This is a genomic window from Streptomyces sp. R44, assembly GCF_041053105.1.
GTDB lineage: Bacteria > Actinomycetota > Actinomycetes > Streptomycetales > Streptomycetaceae > Streptomyces.
In genome coordinates this window covers 4098400-4114923 of record NZ_CP163444.1, presented here as the reverse complement: position 1 = coordinate 4114923, position 16524 = coordinate 4098400, and the positions used below count along the sequence as shown (strand labels likewise).

15 protein-coding genes are annotated in these 16524 nt (G+C 72.5%); 13 read left to right on the top strand and 2 right to left on the bottom strand.

Annotated features, from left to right (window positions below; translation table 11 throughout):
- The first annotated feature begins 1 nt into the window (after position 1).
- From pyrE to AB5J54_RS18920, 4 genes are all read left to right on the top strand, one after another.
- Positions 2–550 carry an orotate phosphoribosyltransferase gene (gene pyrE, locus AB5J54_RS18935; protein ID WP_041129971.1) on the top strand — a complete coding sequence of 183 codons (549 nt, stop codon included), beginning with the start codon at positions 2–4 and terminating at the stop codon, positions 548–550.
- A 222-nt stretch (positions 551–772) separates the two neighbouring features.
- Positions 773–1795, top strand: coding sequence for a class II fructose-bisphosphate aldolase (fbaA, locus tag AB5J54_RS18930; protein WP_369145095.1), 1023 nt, complete (start codon positions 773–775; stop codon positions 1793–1795).
- Between the two features lie 65 nt (positions 1796–1860).
- Positions 1861–3021: a MalY/PatB family protein gene (locus AB5J54_RS18925; protein ID WP_369145094.1), complete on the top strand. Its 1161-nt coding sequence runs from the start codon at positions 1861–1863 to the stop codon at positions 3019–3021.
- Between the two features lie 182 nt (positions 3022–3203).
- Positions 3204–4673, top strand: a complete 1470-nt coding sequence (locus AB5J54_RS18920) for an MFS transporter (protein ID WP_369145093.1) — start codon at positions 3204–3206, stop codon at positions 4671–4673.
- A gap of 16 nt (positions 4674–4689) precedes the next feature.
- Here the strand turns inward: AB5J54_RS18920 and AB5J54_RS18915 are convergent, their stop codons facing one another.
- Positions 4690–5109: a DUF3151 domain-containing protein gene (locus AB5J54_RS18915; RefSeq protein ID WP_369145092.1), complete on the bottom strand. Its 420-nt coding sequence runs from the start codon at positions 5107–5109 to the stop codon at positions 4690–4692.
- 254 nt (positions 5110–5363) lie between these two features.
- Between AB5J54_RS18915 and AB5J54_RS18910 the strand changes: the two genes are divergently transcribed.
- The 8 genes from AB5J54_RS18910 to AB5J54_RS18875 all read left to right on the top strand — a co-directional run bounded on the left by AB5J54_RS18910 (position 5364) and on the right by AB5J54_RS18875 (position 15047).
- Entirely contained in the window at positions 5364–6239 is an 876-nt protein-coding gene (locus AB5J54_RS18910; RefSeq protein ID WP_369145091.1) for a DUF3152 domain-containing protein, read from the top strand.
- A gap of 121 nt (positions 6240–6360) precedes the next feature.
- Entirely contained in the window at positions 6361–7212 is an 852-nt protein-coding gene (locus AB5J54_RS18905; protein WP_369145090.1) for a tryptophan 2,3-dioxygenase family protein, read from the top strand.
- Entirely contained in the window at positions 7205–8395 is a 1191-nt protein-coding gene (kynU, locus tag AB5J54_RS18900) for a kynureninase (RefSeq protein WP_369145089.1), read from the top strand. The genes AB5J54_RS18905 and kynU overlap by 8 nt, the downstream gene beginning before the upstream one ends.
- 94 nt (positions 8396–8489) lie before the next feature.
- Positions 8490–9359, top strand: a complete 870-nt coding sequence (locus tag AB5J54_RS18895; protein ID WP_369145088.1) for an alpha/beta hydrolase — start codon at positions 8490–8492, stop codon at positions 9357–9359.
- A gap of 99 nt (positions 9360–9458) precedes the next feature.
- Entirely contained in the window at positions 9459–11681 is a 2223-nt protein-coding gene (locus tag AB5J54_RS18890; RefSeq protein WP_369145087.1) for an FG-GAP repeat domain-containing protein, read from the top strand.
- A 74-nt stretch (positions 11682–11755) separates the two neighbouring features.
- Positions 11756–13078, top strand: a complete 1323-nt coding sequence (locus AB5J54_RS18885) for a sensor histidine kinase (RefSeq protein ID WP_369145086.1) — start codon at positions 11756–11758, stop codon at positions 13076–13078.
- Complete coding sequence (locus AB5J54_RS18880) at positions 13075–13737, top strand: response regulator (RefSeq protein WP_369145085.1); 663 nt, start codon at positions 13075–13077, stop codon at positions 13735–13737. The genes AB5J54_RS18885 and AB5J54_RS18880 overlap by 4 nt, the downstream gene beginning before the upstream one ends.
- 113 nt (positions 13738–13850) lie before the next feature.
- Complete coding sequence (locus AB5J54_RS18875) at positions 13851–15047, top strand: cytochrome P450 (protein WP_369145084.1); 1197 nt, start codon at positions 13851–13853, stop codon at positions 15045–15047.
- Between the two features lie 14 nt (positions 15048–15061).
- On the opposite strand, the gene AB5J54_RS18870 is transcribed toward AB5J54_RS18875, so the two are convergent.
- Positions 15062–15919: an alpha/beta fold hydrolase gene (locus AB5J54_RS18870; protein WP_369145083.1), complete on the bottom strand. Its 858-nt coding sequence runs from the start codon at positions 15917–15919 to the stop codon at positions 15062–15064.
- A 143-nt stretch (positions 15920–16062) separates the two neighbouring features.
- On the opposite strand from AB5J54_RS18870, the gene AB5J54_RS18865 reads away from it, so the two are divergent.
- The gene (locus tag AB5J54_RS18865) at positions 16063–16515 is read left to right on the top strand and encodes a MarR family winged helix-turn-helix transcriptional regulator (RefSeq protein WP_369145082.1); all 453 of its coding nucleotides are present in this window, start codon (positions 16063–16065) and stop codon (positions 16513–16515) included.
- The last annotated feature ends 9 nt before the right edge of the window (positions 16516–16524 follow it).

The following is a 16524-nucleotide window of genomic DNA, read 5'->3' as shown; positions in this document are numbered from 1 at the left end:
CATGACTGACGTACGCGCTGAGCTGCTCCAGCAGATCAAGGACAAGGCCGTGGTGCACGGCAAGGTGACCCTCTCCTCGGGTCTGGAAGCCGACTACTACGTGGACCTGCGCCGGATCACGCTGGACGGTGCGGCTTCGCCGCTGGTCGGCCAGGTCATGCTCGAACTGACCAAGGACCTCGACTTCGACGCGGTCGGCGGCCTCACGCTGGGCGCCGACCCGGTCGCGACGTCGATGCTGCACGCCGCCGCCGCGCGGGGCGAGCGGCTCGACGCCTTCGTCGTCCGCAAGGCCGCCAAGGCCCACGGGATGCAGCGCCAGGTCGAGGGCCCGGACATCAAGGGCCGTCGCGTCCTGATCGTCGAGGACACCTCCACCACCGGCGGCTCGCCGCTGACCGCCGTCGAGGCGGCGCGCGCCGCCGGCGCCGAGGTCGTCGCCGTCGCCACGATCGTGGACCGGGCCACCGGAGCCGGCGAGAAGATCAGCGGCACGGCGGGCGTTCCGTACCTCTACGCGTACGCGCTGGACGAGCTCGGCCTGGCGTAACCGCCGCGAAGTCGTGACTTAGGTCCCGGACCCCCGCCAGAACGGTCCTGACCTGCGATTTCACCGAAGGGCGGGGTGTTTCACGTGAAACACCCCGCCCTTCGTCATGCCGCGCCCGTGGGAGCCCGCACAAGAGTCTGGAAAGATGGGCCGCGACGATGACGTCGCCCCTAGGTCAGGGACAGCAACGCACACACCCCGCACATCACAAGGAGCGGACGAATGCCCATCGCAACCCCCGAGGTCTACACCGAGATGCTCGACCGGGCGAAGGCAGGCAAGTTCGCCTACCCGGCCATCAACGTGACCTCGTCCCAGACCCTGCACGCTGCGCTGCGCGGCTTCGCGGAGGCCGAGAGCGACGGCATCATCCAGATCTCGACCGGCGGTGCCGAGTTCCTGGGCGGTCAGTACAACAAGGACATGGTCACGGGCGCCGTTGCCCTGGCCGAGTTCGCGCACATCGTCGCCGCGAAGTACGACATCACGGTCGCCCTCCACACCGACCACTGCCCGAAGGACAAGCTGGACGGCTACGTCCGTCCGCTGCTCGACGTCTCCGCCGAGCGCGTCGCCAAGGGTCTGAACCCGCTGTTCCAGTCGCACATGTGGGACGGCTCCGCCGAGACCCTCGCCGACAACCTGGCCATCGGCCAGGAGCTGCTCGCGAAGGCCGCCGCCGCCAAGATCATCCTTGAGGTCGAGATCACCCCGACCGGCGGCGAGGAGGACGGCGTCAGCCACGAGATCAACGACGAGCTGTACACCACCGTCGAGGACGCCATCCGCACCGCCGAGGCGCTCGGCCTGGGCGAGAAGGGCCGCTACCTGCTCGCCGCGTCCTTCGGCAACGTGCACGGCGTCTACAAGCCGGGCAACGTCGTGCTCCGCCCCGAGCTCCTCAAGGACCTCCAGGCCGGCGTCGCCGCCAAGTTCGGCAAGGCCGACCCGTTCGACTTCGTCTTCCACGGCGGCTCGGGCTCGACGGCCGAGGAGATCGCCACCGCGCTGGAGAACGGCGTCGTGAAGATGAACCTCGACACCGACACCCAGTACGCCTTCACCCGCCCGGTCGTGGACCACATGTTCCGCAACTACGACGGTGTCCTGAAGGTCGACGGCGAGGTCGGCAAGAAGTCCACCTACGACCCGCGCACCTGGGGCAAGCTGGCCGAGGCCGGCATGGCCCAGCGCGTCGGCGAGGCCTGTGTCGCGCTGCGCTCGGCCGGCACGAAGCTGAAGTAGGACCGTGCACGACGGGGCCCGGTACCTCCCGAGGTGCCGGGCCCTCGTGCGTCCCTGGAGGGCTGATGTACGACTTCGACCGTGAGATAGACCGGCACGGGACCTGGTCCGTGCAGTGGGACGGCATCGCGGACCGCTTCGGCGTCTCCGACCTGCTGCCCTTCACCATCTCCGACATGGACTTCGCCTCCCCGCCGGAGGTCCTCGCGGCCCTGCGCGAGCGCGTCGACCACGGGGTCTTCGGCTACACCGACTGGCGGCTCGGCGAGTTCCGGGAGGCGATCCGCCACTGGTACGCGAGCCGGTACGGCACCGAGATCGACCCGGAGACGCTGGTGTACGCGCCCTCGGTGCTCTCCCAGCTCTCGCAGCTCCTCCAGATGTGGACGGAACCCGGCGACGGCGTCGTCGTCCACACCCCCACGTACGACGGCTTCCGAAAGGCCGTCACCGGGCTCGGGCGCGAGCTGCGGGGCGTCCCCGTCGGCGACCCGGAGGCCCTGGAGCGGGAGCTCGCCCGGCCGGACAGCCGGATGCTGCTGCTCTGCTCCCCGCACAACCCGACCGGCCGGGTGTGGACGGAGGAGGAGCTCAGGGGCTTCGCCGAGCTGGCCGAGCGGCACGGCGCGGCCGTCGTCAGCGACGAGATCCACGCCGACCTGACGACCGACGGCCACCGGCACATCCCCTGGACCCGGATCGCCGAGCCGGGCCGGGGCCGCCGCTGGGCGCTGGTCACCTCCGGCACGAAGGCCTTCAACTTCCCGGCGCTCTCCGGTTCGTACGGCATGGTCGGCGACCCCGACGAGCGCGAGGCCTTCGTGCGGCGCATGGAGACCGGCGAGGGCCTCGCCTCGCCCGCCGTGCTCTCCCTGACGGCCCACATCGCCGCGTACCGGCAGGGCGCTCCCTGGCTCGACGAGCTGCGCGGATACGTCGCGGGCACGATGGGGCTGGTCCGGGAGCGCCTCGCGGACGGGCTGCCCGAGGTCGACTGGGCGCCGCCGCAGGCCGGCTATCTGGCCTGGATCGACCTGCGGCCGCTCGGGATCGAGGAGACCCGGCTCCAGGAGGAGCTGGTGGCGGTGGAGAAGGTCGCGATCATGCCGGGCGGGGTGTACGGCACGCCCGGCTTCGTCCGGCTGAACGTCGGCTGCCCGCGCGGCAAGGCCGAGCGGGGCGTGGACGCGCTGGTCCGGGCGGCGAACCGGCTGCGTACGGCCTGAGCGGGGGGCGTGGCGAACCGGCCTGCGTACGGCCCGGTCCCGGCGCGGCGAACCGGCTGCGTACGGCCCGGTCCCGGCGCGACGAACCCGCTGCGTACGGCCTGAGCGGGGGCACGGCGAACCCGCTGCGTACGGGCCGGTCCCGGCGCGCGGAGGCCCCCGCTTCGCGGGACCATGCAGACATGGGTGCGGCTACGGGCGTGCGGGACGTGCGGATGGCCACGGGGACCGGCCGGTGGATCGTGTTCACCACGGTCCTCGGCTCCGGGATGGCGCTGCTCGACTCGACCGTCGTCAATGTCGCCCTGCCGCACATCGGCGAGGACCTGGGCGCCGACCTCGCCGTCCTCCAGTGGACCGTCAACGCCTACATGCTGACCCTCGCCGGGCTGATCCTGCTCGGCGGCTCCCTCGGCGACCGGTACGGGCGGCGGAAGGTCTTCGTCCTCGGCGTGGTCTGGTTCGCCCTCGCCTCCCTGCTGTGCGGGCTCGCCCCGAACGCCGGGGTGCTGATCGCGGCCCGCGCCCTCCAAGGTGTCGGCGGGGCGCTGCTCACGCCCGGCTCCCTCGCGCTGATCCAGGCGAGCTTCCACCCGGACGACCGGGCGCGAGCCGTCGGGCTCTGGTCGGGCTTCGGCGGTGTGGGCGCGGCGATCGGGCCGTTCGTGGGCGGCTGGCTGGTGGACGGTCCCGGCTGGCGGTGGGTGTTCCTGCTGAACGTGCCGCTCGCCGCGCTCTGCGTACCGGTGGCCCTGCGGCACGTGCCGGAGTCGCGGGACGAGACCGCGCACGGCCGCTTCGACGTGCTCGGCGCGGTCCTGGGCGCGGTGGCGCTCGCGCTCGTCACGTACGCGCTGATCGGCGCGGCCTGGTGGGCCGGGGTGGCCGGGTTCGTGGCCGGCGCCGGGTTCGTGGTGGTGGAGCGGCGGCGCGGGGAGCGGGCGATGGTGCCGCCGTCGATCTTCCGCTCGCGCCTGTTCACCGCGGTCAACCTGGTGACCCTCTGTGTGTACGCGGCGTTCGCCGGTTTCTTCTTCCTGGCGGCGCTCCAGCTCCAGGTGGTCGCCGGCTACTCGGCGCTCGGCGCGGGAGTGGCGCTGCTGCCGACGACCGTGCTGATGCTGCTGCTCTCCGCGAAGTCCGGGGAGCTGGGGGAGAAGATCGGGCCGAGGATCCCGCTCACGGTGGGGCCGCTGCTGTGCGCCGGCGGGATGCTGCTGATGCTGCGGGTCGGGGAGGACGCCTCGTACGTGACCGACGTGCTGCCGGCGATGCTCGTCCTCGGGCTCGGCATGACGACCCTGGTCGCCCCGCTGACCGCGACCGTCCTCGCCTCCGTGGACGTGTCCCGGGCGGGTCTCGCGAGCGGCATCAACAACGCGGCCGCGCGCGCCGCCGGGCTGATCGCGGTGGCCGCGCTGCCGCTGCTCGCCGGGATGGGCCCGGAGGCGTACCGCTCGGCGGAAGAGTTCGGGGACACGTTCCGGCGGGCGATGCCGATGTGCGCGGGGATCCTGGTGGTGGGCGCGGTCCTCGCCTGGACGACGATGCGGACCCCCGCCGCGGCGGGGGACTGCCACCCGGAGTGCAAGGTCCACTGCGGGGTGCAGTCCCCGCCGCTCGACCCGGGGCGGCGGGACGTGGCTCCCTGACCGGTTCCGGCCGCTGTTACCGCGAGAGCTCGGCGTACGCCTCGGCGCTGCTGTCCTTCAGGAACTGCCCGCAGCGCTCCGCCTCGTCCTGCTCACCGATCGCCTCGGCGGCGCGGGCGAGCGCGGCCAGGCAGCGCAGGAAACCGCGGTTGGCCTCGTGCTCCCAGGGGATCGGGCCGTGGCCCTTCCAGCCCGCGCGGCGCAGCGCGTCGAGGCCCCGGTGGTAGCCGGTGCGGGCGTAGGCGTACGACTCGACCACGCGGCCCGCCTCCCACGCCTCGTCGGCGAGCAGCGCCCAGGCCAGGGAGAAGGTGGGGTGGGCGGCGACGACCTCGACCGCCGGCTTCGACTCCTCGACGAGCAGGCGGTTCGCCTCCTCGTTCTCCGGCAGGTAGGTCGGGTTCGGCCCGCTCAGCAGGTTCTGGTGAATGTCCATGCCTGCAGTCTGCCATCAGGGAACCGGCGGCCGGCGGGCCGTTTCAGCTGCGGCATTCGGAGCACGCGCCGTTGGAGCTCCTGCAGGGCGCGGCCCGGTTCGGTGCCGAGTTCCGTGGGTCGGCGCCGCCCCGGACATCAGCGTGATCGAGCTGCGGTCGTCCCCGGAGGCCTGTGCGATCCCCCCGTTCCGTTCGAAGGTGTTCGAAGTGGCGGGTACGATCCCGGGACCGGACCAGGGGGGGGAACTCTGCCATGGGGAAACGTGCCTTACCCGCCGGAAGGCGGGGAAAGAGGAAACAGCGCAGATCCAGGTCCAGGTCCGGGCTCGTCCTGCCGGCCCTGGTCCTGATGACGGTCTCGCTCGGTGCCGGGGCCGCCCTCGCGCACTACCAGGGCAGGGCCGCCGACGAGGCGACGACGGCGGCACCCGGCGCGGTGGAACCGACGACCGCTGCGCCGCGCCCCCGCCCCACGACGGCGAAGCCGGCGCCGAAGCCGACGCCCAGGAAGACGACGAAGCCGGCCCCCAAGCCCACGGCGACCAGGAAGAAGGGCACCGTCCCGCAGTCCGGGGCCGGCACCTTCACCACCGCGCGGGCCTCCGGATCGCCCGTCGGGGACACCGGCACGCTGCGCCGCTACCGGGTCCAGGTCGAGGACGGCATCGACCTGTCGGCGCGCGAGACGGCCGCCGAGATCCAGCGGATCCTGGCGCATCCGCGCAGCTGGGCCGCGCACGGCCGGGGCCGCTTCCAGCTGGTCTCGGAGAACGCCGACTTCGTCATCCGGATCGCCACCCCGGACACCGCCGACGCGCTCTGCCTGCGGCAGGGGCTCCGCACCCACGGCGAGCTGAACTGCGAGACCGCCGACGGCGTCGTCGTGAACCTCAAGCGGTGGATGCTCGGCTCGCCGACCTTCGCGGGGCCGGCCGCGGAGTACCGGCACCTGATCATCAACCACGAGGTCGGGCACGAGATCGGCATCCACACGCACATGGGCTGCCCGGGTCCGGGCAGGCTCGCGCCCGCGATGATGCAGCAGATCAAGGGCCTCGACGGCTGCCGGTCGAACGCTTTTCCGTATGACGAAGACGGGAGCTACATCACGGGCCCGATCGTGTCATGATGCGCTTGGGACGCGCGCGAAGGAGCGCGCCTCCCGAGGGGACCGGAGCTCCCGTAGGGCATCGCAGCGTGCACACGGTGGAGCGGACCGCTACCCGGTAGCACGTATCGAGGAGACAGAAATGTCCACCTTCCCCGATGCCTCCGGAGCCGGCTCGGTCGTCGACGACCCGAACCTCGACTTCGCGGGCACGACGCCGTACGAGGACTACGTCCAGGCGGACGTCCTCACCCACCTCCAGCACCTCCGCTCGGACGACCCCGGCGAGATGGTCTTCCTGGTCACCACCCAGGTCATGGAGCTGTGGTTCACGGTGATCGTCCACGAGTGGGAGACCGCGAGCCGCGCCCTGCGCGAGGACCGGGTCCCGGTCGCGATGGACGCGCTCAAGCGCTCCGTCCGCGAGCTGGAGGCACTCAACCACTCCTGGCGCCCGCTCGCCCAGCTCACCCCCGGCCAGTTCAACGCCTACCGGGCGGCGCTCGGCGAGGGCTCCGGCTTCCAGTCGGCGATGTACCGGCGCATGGAGTTCCTGCTCGGCGAGAAGTCCGCGTCGATGCTCGTCCCGCACCGGGGCGCGCCCCGCGTCCACGCCGAGCTGGAGAAGGCGCTCCAGGAGCCGAGCCTGTACGACGAGGTCCTCGGCCTCCTCGCCCGCCGCGGTCTGCCCGTGCCGGCGTCGGCCCTCTCCCGCGACCTCTCCCAGCGGTACGAGCCCTCGCCCGAGGTCGAGGCGGTCTGGGCCGGGATCTACGCGGACACCGACCAGAACGCCGAGCTCGTCCGGCTCGGCGAGGCCCTGAGCGACGTCGCCGAGCTGGTCTGGCGCTGGCGCAACGACCACCTGGTGGCGACCCGGCGCGCGATGGGCGCGAAGACCGGCACCGGCGGCTCCGCGGGCGTGGCCTGGCTGGAGAAGCGGGCCCAGAAGAACGTGTTCCCCGAGCTCTGGACGGCCCGCAGCCATGTCTGAGTCGTACGAGGAGAGGGCCGCGCGACTCGACGCGGCCGACGCCCTGTCCGGGCACCGCGCGAAGTTCGCCCTCGACGAGGGGACCGTCTACCTCGACGGCAACTCACTGGGCGCCCTGCCGGCGCACGTCCCGGCCCGCATGGCCGACGTCATCACCCGGGAGTGGGGCGAACTGCGCATCCGCTCCTGGGACGAGTCCGGCTGGTGGACCGCCCCCGAGCGGATCGGCGACCGGATCGCCCCGATCGTCGGCGCCGCCCCGGGGCAGATCGTGGTCGGCGACTCGACGAGCGTGAACGTCTTCAAGGCGGTCGTCGCCGCGGCCCGGCTGAACGGTGACGACCGGGACGAGATCCTCGTCGACGCGACGACCTTTCCCACGGACGGGTACATCGCGCAGTCCGCCGCGCGGATGACGGGTCACGAGATCGTGCCCTGCGACCCGGCCGACATGGCGGCCGCGGCCGGCGACCGGACGGCCCTCGCGCTCGTCAACCACGTCGACTACCGCACGGGCCGGCTCCAGGACCTGCCCGGCATCACCGCCGCGCTCCACGCGGCGGGCGCGCTCGCCGTCTGGGACCTGTGCCACAGCGCGGGCGCCCTGCCCGTCGGCCTGGACGCGCACGGGGTGGACCTGGCGGTCGGCTGCACGTACAAGTACCTGAACGGCGGCCCGGGTTCACCGGCCTACCTCTACGTGGCCGAGCGCCACCAGGGGGCCTTCGACTCGCCGCTGCCCGGCTGGAACTCGCACGCCGACCCGTTCGGCATGACCCCCGGCTACGAGGCGGCGGACGGCGCGCTCCGGGGCCGGGTCGGCACGCCCGACATCCTCTCCATGCTGGCCCTCGAAGCGGCCCTCGACGTCTGGGACGGGGTCGCCGTCGAGGACGTGCGCGCCAAGTCCCTCGCGCTGACGGACTTCTTCCTGGAGTGCGTCGAGGCGTACGTCCCCGAGGGCCGCGTCACCTCCGTGACCCCCGGGGCGCACGGGGAGCGCGGCAGCCAGGTGGCGCTGCGCTGCGCGGACGCGCCGGCCGTGATGACCGAGCTGATCAAGCGCGGGATCGTCGGGGACCTGCGCCGTCCGGACATCCTGCGGTTCGGCTTCACGCCGCTGTACGTGGGCTTCGCGGACGCGGAGCGGGCGGCGAGGATCCTCGCGGAGGTTCTTGCGTAGGTCGGATGATCGCCTGATCTGCGGGGGTTCCGGTGCTGGTACCGTCCCCGCAGGTCAGGCCAATTCGGCCGCGTACCCGAGAGGTTGGAACAGCATGCCGGACCCCGCCGCGCGCGATGCCGCCGAAGAGGCGTCGGCCTTCTCGCACCCGGCCGTCGCCCCGGACGCCACCGCCGCGTACGGCGACCACCCGGACCAGGTGGTCGACTTCTACGCCCCGCGTGACGGGCGCACCCGGGCCCCGCTCGTCGTCGCCCTGCACGGCGGCGCCTGGCGGGCACCGTACGACCGGCAGCACCTGACCCCGTTCGTGGACTTCCTGGCCCGCCGGGGCTTCGCCGTGGCGAGCGTCGAGTACCGCCGCGGCCCCGGCCTGCCCCACCAGGGCGGTACGGCTCCGGTGGCGGGGCGCTGGCCGGAGACCTTCGACGACGTGGCGGCGGCGCTCGACGCCGTACCGGAGCTGGCCGCGACGCACCTTCCGCAGGCCGATCCGCGGCGTACGGTCCTCACCGGCCACTCGGCGGGCGGCCACCTCGCGCTGTGGGCGGCCGCCCGGCACGTCCTGCCCGCGGACGCGCCCTGGCGCCTGCCGTCCCCGCCGGAGCTGCGCGGGGTCGTCGCCCTCGCCCCGATCGCCCACTTCGGCCGGTCGGTGGAGCTCGGGGTGTGCGGCGGCGCGGTCACCGAACTCCTGGGCGGAGAGACGGAGTACGCGGCGCGCGCGGCGGTCACGGACCCGTCGGTCCTCCTGCCGACCGGCATCGCGACGACCCTGGTCCAGGGCCGCGAGGACATCGTCGTCCCGTACGCGGTGGCCGAGGCGTACGCGGAGGCGGCGGCGAAGGCGGGCGAGGAGGTCGGCCTGACGCTCCTGGAGGGGATCGGCCACTTCCCGCTGATCGACCCGGCGGCGGACGCGTGCGCGGTGGTGGCGGAGGAGATCGCCCAGCTCGCCTGGTGAACCGGAATTCCGTCCGCCGCCCGTACAACCCTTCGAACGGATCACGAGTCTCATCGGGCACGGCACTCCCGTGTCCGATCTTCTTCGTGGGGGTTCACCTTGCAGTTCCGCACCACCGGCATCCGCCTCGCCTCGGCCGTCACGGCCGTCCTCGCCGTCACGGCGCTGGGCGCGGGCACCCTGGCCACCGCCCCGACCGCCTTCGCGGCGGTCCCGGCGGGCGTCTCGGCCACCCAGGACACCGCCCTTCCCGTCTTCCCGAAGGGCTCCGACCTCGGCGGCGCCGCCACTTCCGGCTTCCTGAGCTACTCCTTCGACCAGGACCTGAACAGGAACCTGCTGTGGACGCCGTACGACGGCAGCGCCGCGATCCCGCTCCAGGACCCCACGGGCTGGGACCTGGGGGCCGGTGACGTGGTCGTCCTCGGCGACCACAACTGGACCGCCGAGTTCAAGGCGATCACCCTGCGGAACATGGCCGACCCCGCCGCGCCCGTGGTGTCCATCGACCTCGGCGCGCTGAACGGCAACTACGTGGCCGTGCTGAGCCCGACGAGCGTCCTCGCGCAGATCAAGAACGAAGACGGCACGGCGGAACTGCACGTCGTGACCAAGGACGGCGCCACGACCACCACCACCAAGATCGCGGGCCTGCCCGCGGAAGCCACCGACTTCTTCGGCTCGCAGGCCCACGACGACCAGGTCTTCGTCGGGTACGAGACGGGGCCGGCGGACAAGAGGGTCGGTGGCCGGGCCATGGTCGACCTGAAGGGCGCGACGGTCACCGCGACGTACGCCGCACCCGAGTCCGGGTACGGCATGAGCGCTCTGGGCTTCTCGGCCTCGCACGTGACCTGGTACGGCTACGAGTCCGGCACCGGCGACTACATCACGTCCGTGGACCGCAAGACGGGCGAGCAGAAGAAGACCGTCCTGGGCCGTCACGACGAGGAGTGGTACGGCACGCTCGTGGGCGAATGGCTGGTCTACGGCAACGCCTATCACCCCGCCAAGGCCCGCAACCTGACCAGCACCAGCGACGAGACCATCGAGCTCGGCGTCTCGGCCTCGCGCGCGGTGTCCGTGGGCGACGGCAGCGTCGTGCTGCGCGGCACCCGGACCGCGGACGGCGAAGGACTGTTCCGCGTCGTGGCCGGCGCGGACGGCGCCCCGACCGTCACCAAGGTCGCGGAGATCGGCGCCCCGGTGACCGAGCAGCGGCTGCAGTTCGAGCAGACCCACGTCCCCGACGCGGTGAACCTCGACCAGACCGGCGGCAAGGTGACCCTCGGCTGGACGCTGTCGCGTGCCGACGCCGTCGTGGACGTCACCCTCACGCACACCGCCACCGGCAAGGAGTTCAAGAAGCGCCTGACCGCTCCCGCGAGCGGCACGCTGTTCTCCTTCGACTGGGACGGCGTCATCGCCGGGGTGGACGCGCCGAACGGCACCTACGGTGTGGAGGCCGAGGCGACGCTGCTCGCCGACACCGGCGTGACCGCCTACGACGGCTGGCTTCTGAACGTCACCCGCACCCCCAACCCGCACGACTACACGAACAACGGCTCCACCGACGTCCTCGCCCGGGACGCCTCCGGCGTGCTGTGGCGCGACGACCTGCGGGACCGGCCGGTGAACGGCCAGGTGACCCGGGCACAGCGCGCGTCGATCGGCAGCGGCTGGGGGATCTACAAGCAGATCGAGGCCGTCGGCAACCTCGGCGGTGCCGCCACCGGCGACCTGATCGCGGTCGACGGCTCGGGCGTGCTGTGGCTCTACCTCGGCAAGGGCGACGGCACGTTCGCCACCCGGGTGAAGGTCGGCACGGGGTGGCAGGGCTACAACAAGCTGGCCGGGGGCTCGGACCTCGACGGCGACGGCCGCGCCGACCTGGTGGCCACGGACGGCGCCGGCGACCTGTGGTTCTACAAGGGCACGGGCGACTACACGAAGCCGTTCGGGACCCGGGCCAAGGTCGGCGGCGGCTGGCAGGCCTACAACCACATCACCGCCGTCGGCGACATCGCCGGCACGGCCACGGGTGACCTGATCGCCCGCGACACCACCGGCGTCCTCTGGCTGTACCAGGGCAACGGCCGCGGCGGCTTCGCCACGCGCGTGAAGGTCGGTGCCGGCTGGGGCGCGTTCTCCCAGCTCGTCGGCGCCGGCGACCTCGACAACGACGGCCGCCCGGACCTGATCGCGTACGGCGCGAACGCCACGTACGTCTACCGCTCGACGGGCTCCGCGACCGCCCCCTTCAGCCGTCAGACGACCTCGCTGTACGCGGGCGAGGGCTCGAAGTTCAACCACGTCCTGTAAGGACGCTAGTCCTCAAGGGGGACCCGGAAGGATCCGCATCCAGCGGGACGACCGGGTCCCCCGCCGCCCGTACGGTGGTTCGCGTGACCGAGACGCAGACCACCGACACGAGCCGCAGCCCCGAGCTCCGCCTGGCGCAGGACGCGCTCGGTGGGCTGCGCGCCGACCTCTTCCACGACGCCTTCGCCTACCGCCCGCTGTCGCGCATGGACGTGGAGCGGGGTCCGACCCGCTTCCTGCCGAAGCGCATACGGATCTACGCGGGCCTCCTGCCGCACGCCTTCGTCGCGTTCTGCGCGGTGATCGTCTTCGCCATGGGGTACGACCGCATCTACTACGCCTTCGGCCCCCTGGCCTTCGTCACCGCCGCCGCACCGGCCGCGATCGTGCTGCTCACCCTGGTCCGGCCCGTCCTCGCCTTCTGGGCCTCGCTGGCGTCGACCCCCTTCGTGGGATACATCGCCGGCTACGACGGCGGCTGGCCCTGGGCGGCGAACTCGCTCGCCGCCCATCTGGTGGTCCTCGCCGTCGTCGCCGCCCGCACCCGGCCCCGTACCGCCGCGTGGATGTGGGTGGTGACGGCCGCCTACTCCTTCTTCGCCGAGATGTTCCTCGGGGTCGGACGCAGCTCCGACTCGGTACCGCTGCTGTTCGTCGCGGCCCTCGTCCTGCTCACCGTCACCGTCTTCCAGGTCCGCCGCCAGGCCGACCGCGACGTCAGCGCCCAGCAGACCGTCACCGCCCAGGAGATCTCGAAGCGGACGGTCCTGGAGGAGCGGACGACCATCGCCCGCGAGCTGCACGACGTCGTCGCCCACCACATGTCCGTGGTCGCCATCCAGGCGGAGGCCGCGCCCTACCGGGTGGAGAACCCGCCGCCCGAGCTGGAGCAGGCCTTCCTCACCATCCGGGAGAACGCCGTCGCCGCGCTGACCGAGCTGCGCCGCATCCTCGGGGTCGTCCGGGCCGAGGACTACGAGGCCCCCGACGCCCCGCAGCCGACCCTCGCCGACCTCGACGCGCTCGTCGCCAACGTCCGTGAGGCCGGGCTCGACGTCGAGAAGACGGTGACCGGCGCCGTGCGCGAGCTGCCGCAGGGCGTCGAACTCTCCGCGTACCGGATCGTCCAGGAGGCCCTGTCGAACGTCCTGCGGCACGCCCCGGGCGCGGCCGCGAAGGTCGAGGTCAGCTATGTCCTCGGCGGCCTCGGCCTGCGCGTCGCCAACGGCCCCGCGCGCGGCCTGGTCAAGCCCTCCCCGGGCGCTGGGCACGGCATCACCGGCATGCGGGAGCGTGTGACGATGCTGGGCGGGGAGATGACGGCGGAGGCGACCGAGGACGGTGGCTACGAGGTGACCGCCTTCGTCCCCGTGAGCCGTGAGGAGCAGCAGGCGTGATCCGGGTACTGATCGTCGACGACCAGATGATGGTCCGTGAGGGCTTCTCCGTGCTGCTCGGCGCGATGCCGGACATCGAGGTCGTCGGCGAGGCCGTCAACGGCCGGGAGGCGATCACGCAGGTCGCCGCCCTCCACCCCGACGTGGTCCTCATGGACATTCGGATGCCCGAGCTGAACGGCATCGAGGCCACCCGGGAGATCGTCGCCGCCGACGCGGACGCGAAGGTGCTGGTCCTGACGACCTTCGACCTCGACGAGTACGTGTACCAGGCACTGCGCGCCGGGGCCTCCGGCTTCCTCCTGAAGGACGCCTCGGCCCGCCAGCTCGCGGACGGGGTGCGGGTGGTCGCGGCGGGCGAGGCGCTGCTCGCGCCGACCGTCACGAAGCGGCTGATCACCGAGTTCGCGAAGGCCCCGGGGAGCGCTCCGCGCCCGCCGGCGATGGCGCGCATCGGGGAGCTGACCGAGCGGGAGACGGAGGTCCTGGTCCTCATCGCGCAGGGCCTGTCGAACGCCGAGATCGCCGACCACCTCGTCGTCGCCGAGTCGACGATCAAGACCCACGTCAGCCGGATCCTGGTGAAGCTGGGCCTCCGCGACCGCACCCAGGCGGCCGTCTTCGCGTACGAGGCGGGCCTGGTACGCGTCGGCGGCTGAGCCGGTCCGTGACGGCGCCCTCGCGCGTCGGCGGCCGGCCGCGGTCCGTGACGGCGCCGGTGCCGCTTCCGCCGAGCCGGTGCGTGACGGGGCGGGAGGGGTAGCGTCCGGTCATGGACGCTGTTGACGCTGTGTACGACCCCTGGTCGGCCGAGTTCGTCGCCGACCCCTATCCCGCCTACGCCCGGCTCCGCGCCGCCGGCCGCGCCCACTGGCACGCCCCCACCCGCCAGTGGCTCGTCCCGCACTACGAGGACGTGTCCGCGCTGCTGCGGGACCGGCGGCTCGGCCGGACGTACACCCATCGCTTCACGCACGAGGAGTTCGGGCGGACGGCGCCGGACGCCGCGTACGAGCCGTTCCACACGCTCAACGACCACGGGCTGCTCGATCTGGAGGCCGCCGACCACACCCGGATCCGGCGGCTGGTCTCCAAGGCATTCACGCCGAGGACCGTGGAGAACCTGGCCCCGACGGTACGGCGCCTCGCCGCCGGGCTCGTCGGTGATCTGGTCGCGGCGGGCGGTGGCGACCTGCTGTCCGCCGTCGCCGAGCCGCTCCCGGTCGCGGTGATCGCCGAGATGCTCGGCATCCCGGCCGAGGACGAGGAGCGGGCGCGGCTGCGGCCCTGGTCGGCGGCGATCTGCGGGATGTTCGAGCTGAACCCCTCTGAGGGGACGGCCCGGCGCGCGGTGCAGGCCTCCGTCGAATTCTCGGACTACCTGCGGGAACTGATCGCCCGTCGGCGGAAGGCCCCGGGGGAGGACCTGATCTCGTCCCTGATCGCGGTGGAGGAGCTGACGGAACAGGAGATGATCTCCACCTGTGTCCTGCTCCTCAACGCCGGCCACGAGGCCACCGTGAACACCACGGTCAACGGCTGCCGGACGCTCCTCAAGCAGGGCGTACGTCCCGATCCCGAAAAGTTGTCCACAGCTGTGGAAGAACTTCTGCGCTACGACACCCCGCTCCAGATGTTCGAGCGCTGGGTCCTCGACGACATCGAGCTCGGTGGCGTCACCCTCCCGCGCGGCTCCGAGGTCGCCCTCCTCTTCGGTTCCGCCAACCGTGACCCCGCCCGCTTCGGCCCCACCGCCGACGTCCTCGACCTCGAACGGGCCGACAATCCGCACATCACCTTCGGTGCCGGCATCCACTACTGCCTGGGCGCCCCGCTCGCCCGCCTCGAACTGACCGCCGTCTTCGGCGAGTTGCTGCGCCAGGCGCCGGGCCTGAAGCTCTCGGCGGAGCCGGTGTGGAAACCCGGTTACGTCATCCGGGGCTTCGAGGAGCTGCTCGTGGAGGTGTGACCCGGCCCTGCGGCTCAGCATGTCTCCGCCAGGACCTGGCGGAGGCGGGCCGCGTACGCCTCCGGGTGGCTCGTGTTGCCGTTGTGGCCGCCGGGGAACTCGACGAGCTCCCCGCCGACGAGCTCGGCCAGGGAGGCCGCGCACAGGCGGTCGAAGACGGTGTGCGGGGTGGTGCGGCCGACGGCGGGGACTATGCGGGTGCCGGTGCTCGCCAGTGCGGTGGTGTCGAGCGTGTCGTGGACGATCGCGCTGAAGTCGCGGCGGATGAAGTGGTCGAAGTTCGCGATCCGCTGCGCGTTCATCGGCTGGGGCGTGAGGCCGGGTTCGGCATCGGTGCCGGTGGTGTCGATGCCCAGGGTCCGGGCGATCTCCGGCAGCACGGCGCCGAGACCTCCCTGGCCGTACAGGTCCTGGAGAGCGGCCAGTTCGCCCTCGTGGTGGGCGCGCTCCTCGTCGGGCAGCAGGCGCGGGGCGACGGGCTCGTGGGCGACGAGCGTGTGAAGGAGGCCGGGGTGGCGCACGGCCGCGTGCAGCCCGATGACCGCTCCCAGGCTGCAGCCCAGCATGAGGGCGGGCCCGTCAGCGAGGGCGGCGAGGAGGCGCTGGACGTCGTCGGCGTGCTCCACCAGCGTCGCCCCCCGCTCCGGGTCGTCGAGCCGGCTCCGGGAGAGGCCGCGGCGGTCGTAGGTGATCACGCGGTAGGAGTCGGTGAGCCGGGCGACGAGGTCGGTGGTGCGGTCGGCGTCGCCCTCCCCGCTCTGCGAGATCAGCAGCGTCGGTCCGGCGCCCTCGACCCGGTAGTGCAGGACCGCGCCGGGAACGTCCAGCGTGCCGACGGTGACGGCAGTGGTGGCGGCAGTGGTCGTGGTCATGATGCTCCCCCTTCGTGTGCGGCGGGCTTCTCGCCCCCCGTCCTCCTCAACAACGTTATTCCATCCAACTCGATACATCAATCCCGATGCATCAATTCAGATGCATCAGTTCGGATGAATCCAGTTCGATGTATGTTGGCGGGGTGAATGGAGCCGAACTGTTCCTGCTGGGCCGCCTCCTGATGAAGATCGGCGAGGACGCGCTGCCCGAGCCTCCCGGCGGCGAGGGCCGGTACGCCGGCAGCGCCCGGCTGGTCCTGATCGTCGCCGGTGACATCGCCGCCCACCCCGACAGCGCCGTCGGCGAGATCGCCGCCCGGACCGGTCTGCCGCAGAGTCAGGTGTCCACCGCCGTGGCCCGGCTGAAGGAGGCCGGCTCGGTGCGGGCCGTGCCGGACCCCGCCGACCGGCGCCGGGTGCTCGTGCGCCCGGCCGCGGAGGCGTCCGAGCGCGTGGCGGAGGTGCGGGCCACCCGGATCGAAGGCGCGCTCGCCGCGGCGCTGGGGTCCGACGACCCGCAGCGCCTGGGTGAGGTCACCCAGGCGCTGGAAGTACTGGCCCGCACGCTCATGCCGGCCTCACCGGCCCGCTCCTGACGGATCGGC

What these genes read in the sequence shown, in the direction of transcription:
- pyrE (WP_041129971.1), top strand. Translation starts at nt 2, where the DNA reads ATGACTGACGTACGCGCTGAGCTGCTCCAGCAGATCAAGGACAAGGCC.
- kynU (WP_369145089.1), top strand. Translation starts at nt 7,205, where the DNA reads ATGTCTGAGTCGTACGAGGAGAGGGCCGCGCGACTCGACGCGGCCGAC.
- AB5J54_RS18895 (WP_369145088.1), top strand. Translation starts at nt 8,490, where the DNA reads ATGCCGGACCCCGCCGCGCGCGATGCCGCCGAAGAGGCGTCGGCCTTC.
- AB5J54_RS18910 (WP_369145091.1), top strand. Translation starts at nt 5,364, where the DNA reads ATGGGGAAACGTGCCTTACCCGCCGGAAGGCGGGGAAAGAGGAAACAG.
- AB5J54_RS18915 (WP_369145092.1), bottom strand. Translation starts at nt 5,109, where the DNA reads ATGGACATTCACCAGAACCTGCTGAGCGGGCCGAACCCGACCTACCTG.
- AB5J54_RS18875 (WP_369145084.1), top strand. Translation starts at nt 13,851, where the DNA reads ATGGACGCTGTTGACGCTGTGTACGACCCCTGGTCGGCCGAGTTCGTC.
- AB5J54_RS18920 (WP_369145093.1), top strand. Translation starts at nt 3,204, where the DNA reads ATGGGTGCGGCTACGGGCGTGCGGGACGTGCGGATGGCCACGGGGACC.
- AB5J54_RS18870 (WP_369145083.1), bottom strand. Translation starts at nt 15,919, where the DNA reads ATGACCACGACCACTGCCGCCACCACTGCCGTCACCGTCGGCACGCTG.
- AB5J54_RS18925 (WP_369145094.1), top strand. Translation starts at nt 1,861, where the DNA reads ATGTACGACTTCGACCGTGAGATAGACCGGCACGGGACCTGGTCCGTG.
- fbaA (WP_369145095.1), top strand. Translation starts at nt 773, where the DNA reads ATGCCCATCGCAACCCCCGAGGTCTACACCGAGATGCTCGACCGGGCG.
- AB5J54_RS18905 (WP_369145090.1), top strand. Translation starts at nt 6,361, where the DNA reads ATGTCCACCTTCCCCGATGCCTCCGGAGCCGGCTCGGTCGTCGACGAC.